At 68.4% G+C, this 16,645-nt stretch carries 15 protein-coding genes; 11 read left to right on the forward strand and 4 right to left on the reverse strand.

Going from position 1 to position 16,645, the window contains the following annotated elements:
• The first annotated feature begins 7 nt into the window (after window positions 1–7).
• Window positions 8–781: a (deoxy)nucleoside triphosphate pyrophosphohydrolase gene (locus SK571_RS34860; protein WP_319988367.1), complete on the forward strand. Its 774-nt coding sequence runs from the start codon at window positions 8–10 to the stop codon at window positions 779–781.
• Here SK571_RS34860 and trpS read toward each other — a convergent pair.
• Entirely contained in the window at window positions 774–1,697 is a 924-nt protein-coding gene (trpS, locus tag SK571_RS34865; RefSeq protein ID WP_319988368.1) for a tryptophan--tRNA ligase, read from the reverse strand. The two genes, SK571_RS34860 and trpS, sit on opposite strands and share 8 nt — an antisense overlap.
• 181 nt (window positions 1,698–1,878) lie before the next feature.
• Here trpS and SK571_RS34870 point away from each other — a divergent pair, with 181 nt between their 5' ends.
• Entirely contained in the window at window positions 1,879–2,181 is a 303-nt protein-coding gene (locus SK571_RS34870; protein ID WP_030482187.1) for a YciI family protein, read from the forward strand.
• A gap of 13 nt (window positions 2,182–2,194) precedes the next feature.
• On the opposite strand, the gene SK571_RS34875 is transcribed toward SK571_RS34870, so the two are convergent.
• Together SK571_RS34875 and SK571_RS34880 are read right to left on the reverse strand one after the other, a co-directional pair.
• A complete protein-coding gene (locus SK571_RS34875; protein ID WP_319988369.1) occupies window positions 2,195–3,127 on the reverse strand; it encodes a S41 family peptidase in 933 nt (310 codons plus the stop codon).
• Window positions 3,124–3,279 carry a hypothetical protein gene (locus tag SK571_RS34880; RefSeq protein WP_167974072.1) on the reverse strand — a complete coding sequence of 52 codons (156 nt, stop codon included), beginning with the start codon at window positions 3,277–3,279 and terminating at the stop codon, window positions 3,124–3,126. The genes SK571_RS34875 and SK571_RS34880 overlap by 4 nt, the downstream gene beginning before the upstream one ends.
• Before the next feature lie 165 nt (window positions 3,280–3,444).
• Between SK571_RS34880 and typA the strand changes: the two genes are divergently transcribed.
• The 9 genes from typA (at window position 3,445) to SK571_RS34925 (ending at window position 15,847) form a co-directional block, all read left to right on the forward strand.
• On the forward strand, window positions 3,445–5,340 hold the full coding sequence (gene typA, locus SK571_RS34885) for a translational GTPase TypA (protein ID WP_319988370.1): 1,896 nt from the start codon (window positions 3,445–3,447) through the stop codon (window positions 5,338–5,340).
• Between the two features lie 1,216 nt (window positions 5,341–6,556).
• Entirely contained in the window at window positions 6,557–8,218 is a 1,662-nt protein-coding gene (locus SK571_RS34890; RefSeq protein WP_319988371.1) for an ABC transporter family substrate-binding protein, read from the forward strand.
• Window positions 8,219–8,519: 301 nt separating this feature from the next.
• Window positions 8,520–10,301, forward strand: a complete 1,782-nt coding sequence (locus SK571_RS34895) for an ABC transporter family substrate-binding protein (protein WP_319988372.1) — start codon at window positions 8,520–8,522, stop codon at window positions 10,299–10,301.
• A 93-nt stretch (window positions 10,302–10,394) separates the two neighbouring features.
• A complete protein-coding gene (locus SK571_RS34900) occupies window positions 10,395–11,393 on the forward strand; it encodes an ABC transporter permease (RefSeq protein WP_319988373.1) in 999 nt (332 codons plus the stop codon).
• Complete coding sequence (locus tag SK571_RS34905; RefSeq protein ID WP_406602077.1) at window positions 11,386–12,318, forward strand: ABC transporter permease; 933 nt, start codon at window positions 11,386–11,388, stop codon at window positions 12,316–12,318. The genes SK571_RS34900 and SK571_RS34905 overlap by 8 nt, the downstream gene beginning before the upstream one ends.
• Window positions 12,318–13,487, forward strand: coding sequence for an ABC transporter ATP-binding protein (locus SK571_RS34910; RefSeq protein WP_319988374.1), 1,170 nt, complete (start codon window positions 12,318–12,320; stop codon window positions 13,485–13,487). The genes SK571_RS34905 and SK571_RS34910 overlap by 1 nt, the downstream gene beginning before the upstream one ends.
• Entirely contained in the window at window positions 13,484–14,476 is a 993-nt protein-coding gene (locus tag SK571_RS34915) for an ABC transporter ATP-binding protein (RefSeq protein ID WP_319988375.1), read from the forward strand. Before SK571_RS34910 ends, SK571_RS34915 begins: the two co-directional genes overlap by 4 nt.
• A gap of 110 nt (window positions 14,477–14,586) precedes the next feature.
• A complete protein-coding gene (gene mshB, locus SK571_RS34920) occupies window positions 14,587–15,423 on the forward strand; it encodes an N-acetyl-1-D-myo-inositol-2-amino-2-deoxy-alpha-D-glucopyranoside deacetylase (RefSeq protein ID WP_319988376.1) in 837 nt (278 codons plus the stop codon).
• A complete protein-coding gene (locus tag SK571_RS34925; RefSeq protein WP_319988377.1) occupies window positions 15,413–15,847 on the forward strand; it encodes a hypothetical protein in 435 nt (144 codons plus the stop codon). Before mshB ends, SK571_RS34925 begins: the two co-directional genes overlap by 11 nt.
• On the opposite strand, the gene SK571_RS34930 is transcribed toward SK571_RS34925, so the two are convergent.
• On the reverse strand, window positions 15,823–16,605 hold the full coding sequence (locus SK571_RS34930) for a GNAT family N-acetyltransferase (RefSeq protein ID WP_454780190.1): 783 nt from the start codon (window positions 16,603–16,605) through the stop codon (window positions 15,823–15,825). The genes SK571_RS34925 and SK571_RS34930 overlap by 25 nt on opposite strands.
• Window positions 16,606–16,645: the final 40 nt, after the last annotated feature.

Genomic DNA, 16,645 nt, shown 5'->3' on the forward strand with positions numbered 1-16,645 from the left:
AGCTCTGGTGCCAGAGTTGCGAGCGTCGGCGCTGGTCGACGCGCCTGTTCCCGTTGTCGCCGGTGCCCTGCTCGACACCTCGCTGATCACGGGGTTCGGGGTGCGGGTCCCGGGACCGCTGCTGTGCCTGGGAGACGTGCTCACCGGGCCGTTCGGGGTGCGGCTGACGGTCACGCGCGCTGACCTGTCCGGCGTGTCCGCGGCCGGTGACTTCCTGGAACTGCACACGGACCTCGTGGCGACCGGCGCCGGGACGATGGTCGTCGACCGGGTCGCGTGGACCTCGGTGCGTGGTGTCGTCGGGCGGTTCGCGGACGTGGCGGTCGGGCGCGGGATGGCGTTGCGGGTGCTGGAGAAGCGCTCGGCGTTGCTCGCCCGGCGGTGCGAGGAGCTGCGCGCGGCCAGGGTCGTGGTGGGCGCGGCGATCGTCCGGGATGGACGGTTGCTGGCGCAGCAGCGTTCCTACCCGGAAAGCCATGCGGGGCAGTGGGAACTGCCCGGTGGACGGGTCGAGCCAGGCGAGAAGCCCGCAGACGCGCTGGTGCGCGAGTGCGTGGAGGAGCTGGGCGTTTCCGTTGTCGTCGGCGAGCAGGTCGGGCCGGACGTGCCGTTGAAGGAGGACCTGGTGCTGCGGATCTTCGCCGCGGAGCTCGCCGGCGGTGAACCGGAAGCGTTGGAGCACAACGCCGTCCGGTGGCTCACCGCCGGCGAACTGCCCGGCCTGGACTGGCTGCCCGCCGATCGCGTGCTGGTGCCGGCCCTTCAGGAACTCCTCAACTGAGCCCGGACAGGCGCAGGGCCGCGTTCAGCCGGTGCTGGGCGCGCTCACGGGCACGTTCCGCACCGGCCTCCCTGATCCGGTCCAGCTCGGCGGGGTCGGCGAGGAGCTCCAGCGTGCGGTCGCGCACGGGACGGAGCTCCTCGACCACCGCTTCGGCCACGACGTTCTTGAGGTCGGAGAACCTGCTCGTGTAGTCCTCGGGCTCCTTGCCGGTGCAGGAGGCGAGGATCTCGGTCAGGTTCGCGATGCCCTCGGTGGACGAGACGGCCCTGCGCACCTTGCGCCGCACCAGGTCCGGGTCGTCGAGCACGAAGACGACACCCGACGAGTTCTGCGCCGACTTGTCCATCTTGCGTGCCGGGTCAGCGAGGTCCTTGATGCGCGCCCCCACCTTCGGCACCACCGCGGTCGGCACGATGAACGCGTCGCCGTAGGCGTGGTTGAACCGCCGGGCGAGTGCACGGGCCAGTTCGACGTGCTGGAGCTGGTCCTCGCCGACCGGCACCTCCGCCGTGCCCTGCAGCAGGATGTCCGCGGCCATCAGCACCGGATAGGTCAGCAGGCTCAGCCGCACCGACTCGCGGCCGAGCGACTTCTCCTTGAACTGGATCATCCGCGCGGCCTCTCCGTACGTGCAGGTGCACTCCAGCACCCAGTTCAGCGCCCCCAGCTCGCGGATCAGATCGCTCTGGACGCACACGCTCGCCGGTGCGATGCCGGACGCGATGAGCACCGCGAGCTGCTCCCGCGTCATGGATCGCAGCCGTTGCGGGTTGTGCGACGACGTCATCGCGTGCAGGTCGCTGATGAAGTACACGTCCTCGTCGGTGCCCTCATGAGCCCACGTGCGCAGCGCGCCGAGGTAGTTGCCGAGGTGAACCTGTCCGGAGGGCGTGATGGCGGAGAGCCGGATCATGATGTTGGTCCTTTCGTGAAGGACCGCCTCGGACGACACGCACGAAAAAGCCGCCCGTCCGGGCGGCCTGTGTACGCGTCAGTGGTGGTGTCTGCGCGCAGCTACTCCGGCCGCCTGAAAGCGGCCCACCAGAAGGCGTTCATCGTGCGCACGATGGTGAGTATAGGTCTACCGTCAACGCATGTTCATCGTGCTGCTGAAGTACGCCGCGCCACTGGAACAGATCGACTACGCCCTCCCCGACCATCGAGCCTGGGTCGAGAAGCAGTACGAGCGAGGTCTCTTCCTCGCCTCGGGGCGTCAGGTGCCGAGGACGGGCGGCGTGATCATCACGCGGCCCATGCCCCGGGGCAAGCTCGAAGCGCTGCTCGCCACGGACCCGTGGGCCGAGCAGAAACTGGTGAAGTACGAGATCTGCGAGTTCGAGGCGACACGAACGGCGCCCGAACTCCTGAAGCTGAACGAGGCCGTGCTGCAGAGCTAGTGGCGACACGCCACTAGGTCCGTCCGGCCAGCCAGGCGATCGCGGTGTCGAGCACGCGATCGGCGCTGCCGCGCGAGTTGCTGACCTGCGTCTGCGGGGCGATCGGGGCGTTGCCGTACGTCCGGCCGGTGCGGTCGGCCATGTGCATCGTGGTGATCGCGAGCCGGGCGCCGTCGGGCAGGTCGAAGACCTCGTTGCCCGTGGCGAACCCCGTGGTGGGCTCGCCGAAGCTGTGCGTGCCGGCGGCGCCGGTGAACGACAGCAGCACCGCCTCGCCCGAGCTGGCCGTCCGGCCGTCGACCAGGACCGCCACCGGGCCGCGTCCCACAACGGGCATCTCCATCTGCGGGAACACGACGTGGTCGCCGTTGTGGACGTGGCCGTCGCGCACACCCCAGTCCGACGTCCTGCCGTCCGGGTGGACGAACATCCCCGTCCTGCCCTCGCCCAGCAGTGGTGCCACCACCGTGAGCATCGGATGCATGTCGCCGCCGCCGTTGCCGCGCAGGTCGACCACCCATCCCCGTGGCCCGGCTCCGGCGAGGTCCCGCACCAGCCGCAGGCCGGCCTCGGCATACGCGTCGCCGTTGTCCGAGGAGGTCTCCGGCAACCGCAGGTACGCGGCCGAGCCGATCATCCTGCCGTCGGGGGCCGTGCGGACCGGGGCCGGCGCGCCCCCGGTCGCCGAGGCGAGCAGGGCTGTGTGCGGGTTGCCGAGCTCCGTGATCACACGCCTGATCGCCGGGTACACGTCAGCGGCGTGTCGAGCGTGCGCGGCGTCACGGTGAGCTTCGGCACGCAGCTCCTTCCAGTCGGCCGTCGCGCTCTCCATCGAGTGCTGCTGGAGCAGGCCGAGGGCGGTGTCGAGGTACGAGCGGGCCTCGGAGACGGGTTCTCCCGCTGTCGTGGCCATCAGCAGGACGGCGAGGAGCGCGCGCTTGATCAAGCCGCCTTCTTCAGGGCCTTCTTGGCCGCCTTCTCAGCCTTCTTCGCGGCCTTCTTCCTGGCCTTGTCACGCTCCTTGAGCAGGAACGGAACCGGGCAGCGCTTGCACTGGGGCTTGGACCGGCAGCACTTCTTCTTGAGCTTCTTGCCCACTGGTTGAACTCCACTCCGCCACGTATCGCCAGAGTAGGTGAGGCTCAGTTCACTGGCACTCTTGTGTGGTAATGGCGACGCAGCCGGTAGTATCAGCAACGGCCCTGCGCATCGAAGTGTCCGGCGCGAGCCCCTCCAACGCCTTCGAAGCTCTAGGAGTTCTGCGTGCCCACGGCCACCGCGTCTGTCCTTCAGACGCGAACTGACCTGCGAAATGTCGCGATCGTCGCGCACGTCGACCACGGTAAGACCACCTTGGTCGATGCAATGTTGCGCCAGTCCGGCGCCTTCTCCGCGCGTGCCGAGCTCGTCGACCGGGTCATGGACTCGGGCGAGCTCGAGCGGGAGAAGGGCATCACGATCCTCGCCAAGAACACGGCTGTGCGCAGGCACACGCCGGACGGCGACGTGATCATCAACGTGGTCGACACCCCCGGCCACGCCGACTTCGGCGGTGAGGTCGAGCGCGCGCTGTCGATGGTCGACGGCGTCGTCCTGCTGGTCGACGCGTCCGAGGGCCCGCTGCCCCAGACGCGCTTCGTGCTGCGCAAGACGCTCGCGGCCGGCCTGCCGGTGATCCTGCTGGTCAACAAGGTCGACCGCCCCGACGCCCGGATCTCCGAGGTCGTCGAGGAAGCCCACGACCTGCTGCTCGACCTCGCGACCGAGGTGGGCGCCGACGAGTCCGTGCTGGACCTGCCGGTCGTCTTCGCCTCGGCGCGCGCCGGTCGCGCGTCGCTGAACCAGCCCGAGGACGGCGGCCAGCCGGACGAGGAGAACCTGGACGTCCTGTTCCAGGTGCTGCTCGACCACATCCCCGCTCCTCACGTCGACGTCGACGGCCCGCTGCAGGCGCTCGTCACGAACCTCGACGCCTCGACGTTCCTCGGCCGCATCGCGCTGTGCCGCATCCACCGGGGCACGCTGCGCAAGGGCGAGACCGTCGCCTGGTGCCGTGAGGACGGCGAGCCCGTCAAGGTCCGCATCACCGAGCTCCTCATCGCCGAGGCGCTGGACCGCGTCCCGGCCGAGTTCGCTCGTGCGGGTGACCTGGTCGCCATCGCCGGCATCTCGGACATCACCATCGGTGACACGCTGGCCGACGCCGAGAACCCCGAGGCGCTGCCCCGGATCACGGTCGACCAGCCGGCCATCTCGATGACCGTCGGTGTGAACACCTCGCCCCTGGCGGGTCGCAACGGCGGCACCAAGCTCACCGCCCGCGTGCTCAAGGCGCGTCTCGACGCCGAACTCGTCGGCAACGTGTCCGTGAAGGTGCTCCCGACCGAGCGCCCGGACACCTGGGAGGTGCAGGGCCGCGGCGAGCTGGCGCTGGCCATCCTGGTCGAGCAGATGCGCCGCGAGGGCTTCGAGCTGACCGTGGGCAAGCCCCAGGTCGTCACGCACACCGTCGACGGCAAGGTCCACGAGCCGTTCGAGCGCCTGTCCGTCGACTGCCCCGAGGAGCACCTCGGCGCCGTCACGCAGCTGCTGGCGAACCGCAAGGGCCGCATGGAGAACATGTCGGGCCACGGCACCGGCCGCATCAAGCTCGACTACGTGGTCCCGTCGCGAGGCCTCATCGGCTTCCGCACGGAGTTCCTCACCGAGACCCGCGGCACCGGCATCGCCAACGCCGTCTCCGAGGGCTACGGCCCGTGGGCGGGCGAGATCCGCACCCGCCACAACGGCTCCCTGGTCGCCGACCGCACCGGCTCTATCACCGCCTACGCGATGATCCAGCTGGCCGACCGCGGCACGTTCTTCGTGGAGCCGGGTGCCGACGCCTACGAGGGCATGGTCGTGGGCGAGAACCCGCGCGCCGAGGACCTCGACGTCAACATCACCCGCGAGAAGAAGCTCACGAACATGCGCTCCTCCACGGCAGACGTGATGGAGACCCTGGCCCGCCCCCGCAAGCTCTCGCTGGAGGAGGCGCTGGAGTTCTGCGCCTCCGACGAGTGCGTGGAGGTGGCCCCGGACGTCATCCGCGTCCGCAAGGTGACCCTGGACGCGAACCTGCGCGGCCGCGAGCGCTCGCGCCTCAAGCAGCGCGGCTAGTACCAGCGCTGACGTAACGCCTGACAGGGGCGGCCGGGCCGAGATGGCCTGGCCGCCCTTCGTCGTCTCCGGGGAAGCCCGCCAGGGCACGGGACAGGGCGCGCCGGAGGAGTGGTCTCAGGGGCTCGCAGGGGTGCGGGACAGGGCACGCTGAAGGAGTGACCGGGGCCGGGGCAGCGCGGGACGAGGCGACCGTCTGGCGGGCGAGGTCGAGATCGGGGCCACGCGGATGACGGGACCGGCAGGAGGCCGGGGTCGGGTCATGTCGGGGTGGCGCGGAACCAGGGAGCGCCCAGAAGGCGAGGCCCAGTCGTGGCGCGGCGAGACTCAAACCGCGAAGCAAGGGCAACGCCGAAGGCAAGCCACCCTGCCGCCCAACGCAACGGCGGAGCCGAGGCGTCCCTCCGTGCGCCCAGGGCAACGGCGAAGCCGAGCCACCCGCCCGCCCACGGCAATGGCGGAGCCGATGCGTCCCTCCTTGCGCGAAGGGCAACGGCGAAGCCAAGCCGCCCTGCCACTAACGGCAATGGCGGAGCCGAGGCGTCCCTCCTCACCTGAAGGGCAATGGCGGAGCCGAGTCACCTGTCGTCGGCGGCAATGGCGAAGCCGAGGCGTGTGAACCTCTTTGTGCTGGTCAAGCGGTGGTGACGCAACCACCGCACTGCGATTGGGGCTTGACCTTGAGTGGGCGGGATGCTCCTCTCATGGGCACGGTCGGGCGCTTTTCAGCCCGGCCTTTTCCGGCCGTTAAAGCATCCCGCCAGAGGCTCAAGGTCAAGCCCCAATCGCTATCGTCGCGAAGTGGCGATGACCGGCACCGGCCCGGTACTGCCCGAGCGACCACCCACGCAAGGCGACCTGAACGCATCGGCGACCACCCCGCTGGAACGCGACAAAAGCCCGCAAGCCGACCCGCACGGTGCCCACCCGCCCGCCGACGCAAGGTGACCAGTCGCACGGCAGGTGACCGCCCCGCTGGAACCGGCACCGGCCAACGCAAGCCGACCCGCCCAGGCGCCCCAGCTCAACACCCAGCCCATCCCCGCACCCATCCCGGCACCAACCTGCCCCACCCCCGAACCACTCGACCAGGTGAGCCGTACTACTCACCGGACGAGCAACCCGTCACAACCACCACACGTCCCTACAAGTGGCGCGGGTGACAAAACCTGGGTTGCCCGAACGCGACCACCAACCTTCTGGCAATGTGAGGACCATGAGGCGACTCGGGGGAGTGCTTGCTGCTGCCGTCCTGTGCGGCACAGCTGCGGCGTGCACGAACGCGCCGCCTCCGCCCCTGGTGCCGAAGTCCGAGGCTCCTGTCATCACCACCACGGGGCCCAAGGTCACCGAGATCGTGGTCGGCGTGGACGACGTGGCCGGCGGTTACAACCCGCACGCCCTCGCCGCGCAGAGTCCCATCACGACCGCGTTGAGCTCGCTGCTGCTGCCGAGCCCGTTCAGGCCGGGCAACGACGGCGCGCCGCAGCTCGACCGGAACCTGATGGTGAGCGCGAAGGTCACCAAGGCCGAACCGTTCACGGTCACCTACACGATTCGCAAGGACGCCAGCTGGTCGGACAGCGCTCCGATCGCCGCCGAGGACTTCTACTACCTCTGGCAGCGTATGCGGGCCGAACCCGGTGTTGTGGATCCGGCGGGTTACCGGCTTGTCAACAACATCAGCGCCCGTGAGGGCGGCAAGGTCGTCGAGGTCACCTTCGGCAAGCCGTTCCCGGGGTGGCGGAGCCTCTTCTCGAACCTGTTGCCCGCGCACCTGCTCAAGGACGCGCCCGGCACGTGGTCGAACGTGCTCGCCACCGGCTTCCCGGCCACCGCAGGGCCTTTCCAGGTGCGCAGCCTCGACGAGCCGCGCGGCGAGGTCGTGCTCGAGCGCAGCGATCGGTACTGGGAGGTGCCGACCACGCTCGACCGGGTCGTCATCCGCAGGGCCACGCACAGCGCGATGGCCGAGTCACTGTCCAAAGGCGACAACCAGGCCGCGCTTCTGCGTGCGGACGCGGCGGACGTGAACCTGCTCAAGGAGATCGAGAAGGTCACCACGAAGCCCGTGCCGCGCAACGAGGTCGTGCAGGTGCTGTTGCGGCCGGCGAGCGAGCGGCTCGCGGACGTCAAGACGCGCAAGGCGATCGTGGCCGCGCTCGACCGCGACGCGCTCATCGCGTCCGGGACGCAGAGCGGGCCGAGCGCCTCGTTCCGGGCCGACTCGTACGTGGTGCCGCCCAGCCGTGCCGGGTTCGTGAAGACGATCAACGGGAACACGCTCGACGCGGCGGCGAGCGAGCGGTTGCTGACCGAGGCCGGCTACTCGAAGGCCGGCACCGAGTGGCAGAAGGCGGGCAAGGCGCTCAAGCTCCGCATCGCCGCGCCGGAGAAGGTCGAGCCGTACGTCGGCATCGCGAACCGGATCAAGGTCCAGCTGAAGGAACGCGGGATCGACTCCGAGGTCGTCACGCCGAGTGCCGAGGACCTCTTCAGCACGCAGCTCACGGAGAAGGACATCGACATCGCTGTCGTGCCGCGGGTCGACGCGGGGGACACGGCGGCGGCGCTCGCGAGCGAGTTCGGGTGTGCCGGTGACGCTCCGGACGGGGCGACGCCCAGCCCGCAGAACGCCGCCGGCTTCTGCGACCCGGCGATCCAGGCCGACATCGACGCCGCGCTGAACGGCAAGGTCCTGGTGTCCGACGTGCTCGCCAGGGTCGAGCCGTTGATCGCCGCCCAGGCCGTTTCGGTGCCGTTGTTCCAGGTAGTGGACCTACTTGGTGTCCTTCCCACGGTTTCGGGCGTCGACACCGGGGCACCCCTGGCGGGCGTGCTCAGCGGCGCGCCCGAATGGCGGCGTCTCGACAAGTAGCCGAGGGGCCGAAAACCGGTTGCGCGGTTCTTTTTCGCGTTGCTACGTTCGGCCGCCGTCGTTGACAGAATTTCGTGTGCCCGGTCAACGAACGCTTTCGCCCGGTAATCGGGCCATTGCGGCCTGCTACAACCTGTTTCCATTGGGTCACGATCCCCCTCTCAGGTAGTGACCGCCGCCTCAACGGGTTCTTACCGTGCTGCCCACGATGTGCCGGTTCGGGGCGCGTATGGCACATCACGGTTATGGGCGTGCTGGCCGACCAGGTCACGGCCGCCCAGTGCTAGGAGGGCACGTGTCGATGAGGAGAACCAAAGCACTTCCGGCGATCGCGCTGGTCGCCAGCGCGTCTCTCGTGCTGGGTGCCTGTGGTGGTGGCGGCGGTGGAGGCACCGACGCGAACGGTGGCGACTCCACCATCGCGGAGATGGCTGTCGCACGCGGCGAGTCCGCGGACGGCTACACCGCGCCGGAAACCAAGCAGAGCGACCAGGTCGTGGTGTCGACGGACAAGGCGTTCACCGCGTACAACAACGCGACTGAGGACGCCAACCAGTCCTACAACACGTTCGCGCTGGTTCTCACGCAGCCCGGCGCGCACATTCTGAACGGCAACAACAAGTACAGCGTCAACAAGGACGTGATGGAGAGCGTCGAGGTCACCTCGAAGTCTCCGCAGGTCGTGACGTGGAAGCTGAAGAAGGGCGTCAGCTGGTCCGACGGCGAAGCCTGGGACTGCGACGACTTCTACATGGCGTGGTTCACGCAGAGCAACTCGTCCAAGAAGGCCGACGGCAGCAAGTACTTCAAGCCGGCCGGCAGCACCGGGTACGACCTGATGACCGGTGAGTGCAAGGACGACCAGACGTTCGTCGGCTCGTTCGCCGACCCGTACCCGGACTACATCGGCCTGTTCAACAACGACGTTCTCCCCGCGCACATCCTGGAGAAGAACGCCGGCATCGCCGACATCACCAAGCTCAACAAGGACAGCGCGGCCGCTGACATCCAGAAGGCAGCCGACTTCTGGAACGAGAAGTGGAACGGCTTCACCGCGGCGCTCATGCCGGGTGCGGGCCCCTACGTCCTGACGGCATTCGAGCCGAACCAGTCGGTGACGCTGGAGCGCAACCCCAAGTGGGTCGGCAAGCCCGGTGGCCCGTCCAAGATCGTCCTCAAGGCGGTCCCGGACCCCGTCGCGCAGGCGCAGGCGCTGGAGAACGGCGAGGTCGCCGTCAACTCCATGGCCCAGCCCGACGCGAACGCCGCGACGAAGCTGAAGGGCCTCAGCGCCCAGGGCATCACGTTCGGCGCGGGCCCCGGCCTGTCGTTCGAGCACTTCGACATCCAGATGAAGAACCCGGTTCTCTCCAAGGAAGAGATCCGCAAGGCGTTCTTCATGTGCGTCAAGCGCCAGGACATCATCGACAAGCTGATCTCCGAGGTGCAGGCCGACGCGAAGCCGCTCGGCAGCCTGATCTTCTTCCCGAAGGACGAGGGCTACAAGGACCTCTACGCCGAGAAGGCCAAGGGCGACCCGACCGCGGCGAAGAAGATCCTCAGTGACGCGGGCTGGACGCAGGGTGCCGACGGCGTGTTCGCGAAGGACGGCGTGCGTGCCTCCTTCCGGATCAGCCACACCGACATCCCGCGGCGCAAGCAGACCGTCGAGCTGGTCCAGGGTCAGTGCAAGGAAGCCGGTATCGAGATCAAGGACGACACCGACCCGAACTTCCTCGACGAGCGCGTGAGCCAGGGTGACTACGACGTCGCGCTGTTCGCGTGGTCCGGTGGCCCGACCAAGAGCGACAAGAAGTCGATCTACGAGACGGGCGGTGGCCAGAACTGGCAGAACCTGACCGTCCCGGCTGCGGACGACGCCTTCAAGTCGGCCGTGTCCCAGACGTCGATCGCGGACTCGCTCAAGTACTTCCAGAAGGCCGACGAGGAGATCTCGAACGCCTACGCATCGCTCCCGCTCTTCCAGATGCCGAACATGTGGGCCTTCAAGGGGCTCGACCGCGTGTACTTCCAGAGCTACTACGGCGCGCTTTGGAACGCCAACGAGTGGCAGACCAAGTAAATCGTCTTAGCTGAAGTGCGCAACGCCTGACCGGGCGGGGCCGGACCACGAGTCCGGCCCCGCCCGAGCCGGGTTGCCCCCTAGGAGCCCGCCGTGATCCGCTACATCATCCGACGGCTGCTGATCTCCATACCCATCCTGCTGATCGGCAGCTTCGCCTGTTACGTCCTCGTCGCCACCGCCGGAAACCCCTTGGCGGAAATGCGATTCCGGCCCGGCGTCACCGAAGCCGACCTCAAGGCCGCCGAGGTCGCCCTCGGCTTGGACAAGCCGGTCTTCGTCCGCTACTGGAACTGGCTCGCCGACTTCCTGTCCGGTGACTGGGGCCAGAGCATCGCCCTCGGTCAGGCCAAGACCGCTGTCTTCCCGGCCGTCACCGACGCGCTGTGGACCACCGGACGCCTCGTCATCGGCGCCGAGCTCCTGGCCCTCACACTGGGTGTCTCGGTCGGCGTGCTCGCCGCCGTGCGCCAGTACTCGATCTTCGACTACCTGGCCACCAGCACCGCGTTCCTCATGTTCTCGATGCCGATCTTCTGCGTCGCGGTCATTGTGAAGAACTACGGCATCCAGTTCAACAACGTCCTGGAGTCGATGGGGCTGGACCGCTGGCTCACCACCGCGGGCCCCCGGCCGGGTGGCTTCAGCGGCAGCTTCGGTGAAGTGATCTTCAAGTACACCGGCACGTTCCTGCTGCCGACGGTCGCGCTGATGCTGATCAGCTTCGCCGCCTACAGCCGGTTCGAACGCGCCTCCATGCTGGAGATCCTGCACTCGGACTTCGTGCGCACCGCGCGGGCGAAGGGCATCTCGCAGAGCCGCGTGATCTTCAAGCACGCGTTCCGCAACGCGCTCATCCCGGTGTCCACGCTGTTCTCGCTGAACTTCGGTGCCGTGCTGTCCGGCGCGATCATCACCGAGACCGTGTTCGGCTGGGCCGGCATGGGCACGCTGCTGGTCAACTCCGTGCGGCAGTTCGACCCGCCGATGCTGATGGGCTGGCTCGCCGTCACGGCGACCCTGATCGTGCTGTTCAACCTGATCGCCGACGTCGTTTACGGCATCCTCGACCCTAGGATTCGCCTTGGCTAACATCAACTTGGCGTCCGAGGGCGGAGTGGTGAACAGCGCTCCCGAGTCCGGTTCCCACGAGTTCGACGCCACCAAGACCCGCACGCAGGGCCAGCTCGTGCTGCGGCGCTTCCTGCGCCACCGGCTCGCGATGGTGAGCCTCGGCGTCTTCGTCTTCCTCGTGCTGTTCGCGTTCGTCGGCCCGTTCATCTGGACGTTCGACTACGAGGACGTGACCAGCAAGTCCTACCAGCCGATGAGCGGCACCCACCCGCTCGGCACCACCCAGGTCGGCAAGGACATGCTCGCGCTGCTCATGCGCGGCACGGCCTACTCGCTGCAGATCGCGTTGATCGTGGCCGCGCTGGCGACCGCGATCGGCGTGACCTTCGGTGCCCTGGCGGGATATCTCCGCGGCTTCATCGACACGGTGCTGATGCGCCTGGTCGACCTGCTGCTGATCATCCCGCAGATCGCGGTCGCCGCGATCGTCGTCAAGGGCTTCTCCGGCAGCTGGTACGTCGTCGCGCTGGTGCTCGCCGCGTTCGCGTGGATGTCGATCGCGCGCATCACCCGCGGTGAGACGCTTTCGCTGGCGCAGCGGGAGTTCATCGAGGCGGCGCGGGCGTGTGGCGCCTCGACGCCGCGCATCATCTTCAAGCACCTCGTGCCGAACATGATCGGCAGCATCACGGTGAACGCCACGCTGGCGATCGCCGCCGCGGTGCTGACCGAGGCCGCGCTGTCGTTCCTGGGACTGGGCGTCCAGCCCCCGGACACCTCGCTCGGTGTGATCGTGCTCGAGAACTACGGGCAGTTCATGAACCGGCCGTGGCTGTTCTGGGGCCCGTTCATCGTGCTCGTGTCGCTCTCCCTGGCCGTCAACTTCATCGGTGACGGCCTGCGCGACGCGTTCGACCCGAGGCAGACGAAGGTGCGTGCCTGATGAGTGTTTCCGAACTGACGGAGGACTTCCTGCCCTCCGGCACCACCGCGCCGCTGCTCTCGGTCAAGGACCTGTCGGTCACCTTCCCGACCGACGACGGCGACGTCCGTGCCGTGCGCAACGTCTCGTTCGACCTCAACCCCGGCGACGTGCTGGGCATCGTCGGCGAGTCGGGCTCCGGCAAGTCCGTGTCCTCCATGGCGATCATGGGCCTGCTGCCCAAGAACGCCGTCGTCGAAGGCTCGATCCGCTACCGCGGCGAGGAGCTGAACGGTCGCACCTACAAGCAGATGCAACCGTTCCGCAGCAAGCACATCTCGATGATCTTCCAGGACCCGATGACGTCGCTGAACCCCGTCTACACCGTGGGGTGGCAGCTCGCCGAGACCTACCGCGCACACCACGACGTCTCCAAGAAGGCGGCGTGGGCCAAGGCGGTCGAGGCACTGGAACTGGTCGGCATCCCGCAGCCGGACAAGCGCGCGGCGCAGTACCCGCACGAGTTCTCCGGCGGTATGCGGCAGCGCGTGGTCATCGCGATGGCGATCATCAACGACCCCAGCGTGATCATCGCCGACGAGCCGACCACCGCGCTCGACGTGACGGTGCAGGCGCAGATCCTCGACACCATGCTGCGCCTGCAGGCCGAGACCGACGCGGCGATCGTCATGATCACGCACGACCTCGGCGTGGTCGCGGGCATGGTCAACCGCGTGCAGGTGATGTACGGCGGCACCGTGGTCGAGTCCGGCCCGGTCGACGACGTCTTCGAACGGCCGCGGATGCCTTACACGGTGGGACTTCTGGGTTCGGTCCCGAACCCGGCCACCCTGGGCAAGCGGCTCACCCCGATCAAGGGCGCGCCGCCGTCTCTGGTGAACCTGCCGAGTGGCTGCTCGTTCTCGCCGCGCTGCCCCCTCGTCGCCGACGTGTGCCACGAGTGGGAACCGCTGCTGGAGGAGGCCGGCGCCGCGAACCACAAGACGCGGTGCCACCGCTGGGAGCACCTGGCGATGATCGAGACGCCGCAGAAGCTGTTCCTGCACGACGAGATCGGCACGGTGGAGAACCCGGCCGCGTTCGCCGCGGCCAACCCCGACGAGTCGCTCGAAGTGACCGCCGTGCACGGCTCTTTGATCACCGACCTGAAAGACGAGGAGGCGAAGTGACCGCGCCACTGCTGGAGGTCACCGACCTCGTCAAGGAGTTCCCCGTGCGGGGCAAGGGGATCATCCCGCGCAACACCGGCACGGTGCAGGCCGTGTCCGGCGTGTCGTTCTCGCTGCAGGCCGGAGAGACGCTCGGCCTCGTCGGCGAGTCCGGCTGCGGCAAGTCCACGACCGGGCGCGCGATCCTGCAGCTGCACAAGCCGACCTCGGGCTCGGTGAAGTTCGAGGGCCGCGAGCTGACGTCCATGAGCAACAAGCAGTTGCGGCCGTTGCGCAAGGACATCCAGATCGTCTTCCAGGACCCGTACGCGTCGTTGAACCCCAAGTGGCAGGTCAACGACATCATCGCGGAACCCCTGGTGATCCACGGTGTCGAGGGCGGCGTGCAGCGGCGGGTCAACGAGCTGATGGAGCTCGTGGGCCTGAACCCGGAGCACCGCAGCCGTTACGCGCACGAGTTCTCCGGCGGTCAGCGGCAGCGCATCGGCATCGCCCGTGCGCTGGCGCTGAACCCGCGGTTCCTGGTGCTGGACGAGCCGGTGTCCGCTTTGGACGTCTCGGTGCAGGCCGGTGTCGTGAACCTGTTGGAGGAGCTGCAGGAACGGCTCGGGCTCGCGTACCTGTTCGTCGCGCACGACCTCTCGGTGGTGCGGCACATCTCGGACCGGGTCGCGGTCATGTACCTCGGCAAGATCATCGAGATCGGCGAGCGCGAGGCCATCTACGGCAAGCCGATGCACCCGTACACGCAGGCGTTGCTGTCCGCTGTGCCGATGCCGGACCCGAAGGCGGAGCGCAAGCGCCAGCGGATCGTGCTGACCGGTGACGTGCCGTCGCCGGTCAACCCGCCGTCGGGGTGCCGGTTCCGCACGCGGTGCTGGAAGGCCCAGGACATCTGCGCCACCGAGGAACCGAAGCTGGAAAGGCGTGGTGGGCCGGAAGGAACGTTGTCCGCGTGCCACTTCGCCGAGGAACGCGTGGTCGTCTAGAAGTTGGTCGTCGAGTTGGTTGTGGTCGCGAAACGACCACAACCAACTCGGCACGTTCTTGGCCGCGGGTGCGGCGGAACCACACTTGGGCCAACCTTTACTCTTTTCCGGTGACGCTGACTGCCCCACCACGGTTGCTCTTCGTGCACGCCCACCCGGACGACGAGAGTCTCTGGACCGGCGGCACCATCGCGCGCTACGCCTCGGCCGGCGCGCACGTCACCGTCGTCACCTGCACGCTGGGCGAAGAGGGCGAGATCATCCCGCCCGCGCTGGCGAACCTCGCCGCCGACGCCGCCGACCAGCTGGGTGGTTACCGGGTGGGTGAGCTGAGATCAGCCTGCGCCGCACTCGGGGTGACGGACCACAGGTTCCTCGGCGGCATCGGCCGGTGGCGCGACTCCGGCATGGTCGACGTGCCGTCCAACGCCAAGCCCCGCGCGTTCGTCCAGGGACCGCTCGACGACCAGACCGCCCAGCTGGTCGAGATCCTGCGCGAGGTGAAGCCGCAGGTCGTCGTGAGCTACGACGCGTTCGGCGGTTACGGACACCCCGACCACATCCGCGCGCACGAGATCACGGTCGCCGCGTGTGCCCAGGTCTCCGAGGTCGAGCGGGTCTTCTACGCGGTGACGTCCCGCGACGCCACGAACGCCGGTGTGGCCGCGCTGGAGAACGTCCCCGAGGCGTTCCGGCTGCCCGGGCCGGGCGAGCTCCCGGTGACGCCCGATGAAGAGATCACAACGGTTGTCGACGTGTCGGAGCACCTGACGGCCAAGCGCCGCGCGTTGCGTGCACACTCGACGCAGGTCAGTGTGTGGGACGGCGGGTACGCGCTGTCGAACAACATCGCGCAGCCGCTGGTCGGTGCCGAGTACTACGTGCTCGCCAAGGGCTCGCCGGAGGGTGCGGCCGCGGATCTGTTCGGAGGACTGGGTGACAGGTAGCTGGCGAGTCGTCTTCCTGCTGCTCTTGTGCGTCGAGGCAGCAGTGCTCGCCGTGCTCGAAACGATGTTCCTGCCCCTGCGCTTCGACGGCACGTTGCTGCCGGACCTGGGTGCCTGGCCGTTCCCGATCATGATCGTCGTGGCCGGCGTCACGACGCCCCTGCTGGTGTCGTGGGCGGCCGGGCTGTCCCAGCGGGTCCTGACCGCCGCGCTGCCGCTGCTGGTCTGGTTCTTCACGCTGATGGCGTTCGGCTACCTGGAGCCGGGCTCCAACGCCAGCACGCCCGTCCTGCTGCTGCAGGACTGGCGCGGGCTGTTGATGCTCGCCGCCGGCGCGTTCCCCGGCGCGGTGGCCGTGGGTGCCGTGATGGCGCGCAACGCGGCGAACCGGCCGGGCCTCTACGAGCCCGCCGGGATCCAGTAGCGGTAGCGGTGGTGCTCGGTGCAGCCGAGTTCCTCGTACAGCCGGATCGCCGGCTCGTTGTGCTCGGCCACCTGCAGCGCGCACGTCGTGGCGCCCTGTGCCAGGCCCCAGCCCGCGAGCTCGCCCATGAGCCGCCTCGCGAGGCCCTGGCGGCGATGTGACGGCCGCACGGCGAGCCGGGCGACGTGCAGCACGTCCTCGACCACGGCGCCGCGCACGGCCGCGATCACGGTGTCGCCGGCGGTGATGCTCGCGAAGCAGACGCCGTCCCCGCTGCCGAGCACGTGTCGTTGCGCGGCGGACACCTCGGGCCCGGCCGTGAGTTCCCACCATCCGGGAAGATCACGACTCTCGGCTTCGCCCTCCGCGAACTTCTCCAGCGGGCCGGTCATCACCAGCGACTCGGCGCCACCCGGATGATCCAGATCGATGCGCCAGCCCGCGGATTCGATCGCGGACTCCGGCGGTGAGCCGTTGACCACATGCGCGGTCGGTTTGATGCCGTGCTCGCGGGCGAACCCTTGAGCGGCCCTCAACGCGTCCGGAACGGGCATGCCGGGATCACCGCAGGTCAGCGTGCTGTTGGCGCGGCCGGTGAAGCCCGCGGCGGCACGCATCAACCAGTCTCCAAGCGGAACTTCTGCCAGGGCGGGCCATGCTCGCGCGCAGAGTGATTCCAGGTGATCCACGGTGTGCACGCGTCCATCCTGACTAGGTTGGGAAGAGATTTTCCGAGCAGGGGTTGTGACGTGGCACACCGTGCAGCTAAGGCAAGCCTGACCGGGTGATACTCGAACG

Origin of the sequence: Lentzea kristufekii (assembly GCF_033949925.1) — a bacterium.
Classification (GTDB): Bacteria; Actinomycetota; Actinomycetes; order Mycobacteriales; family Pseudonocardiaceae; genus Lentzea; species Lentzea kristufekii.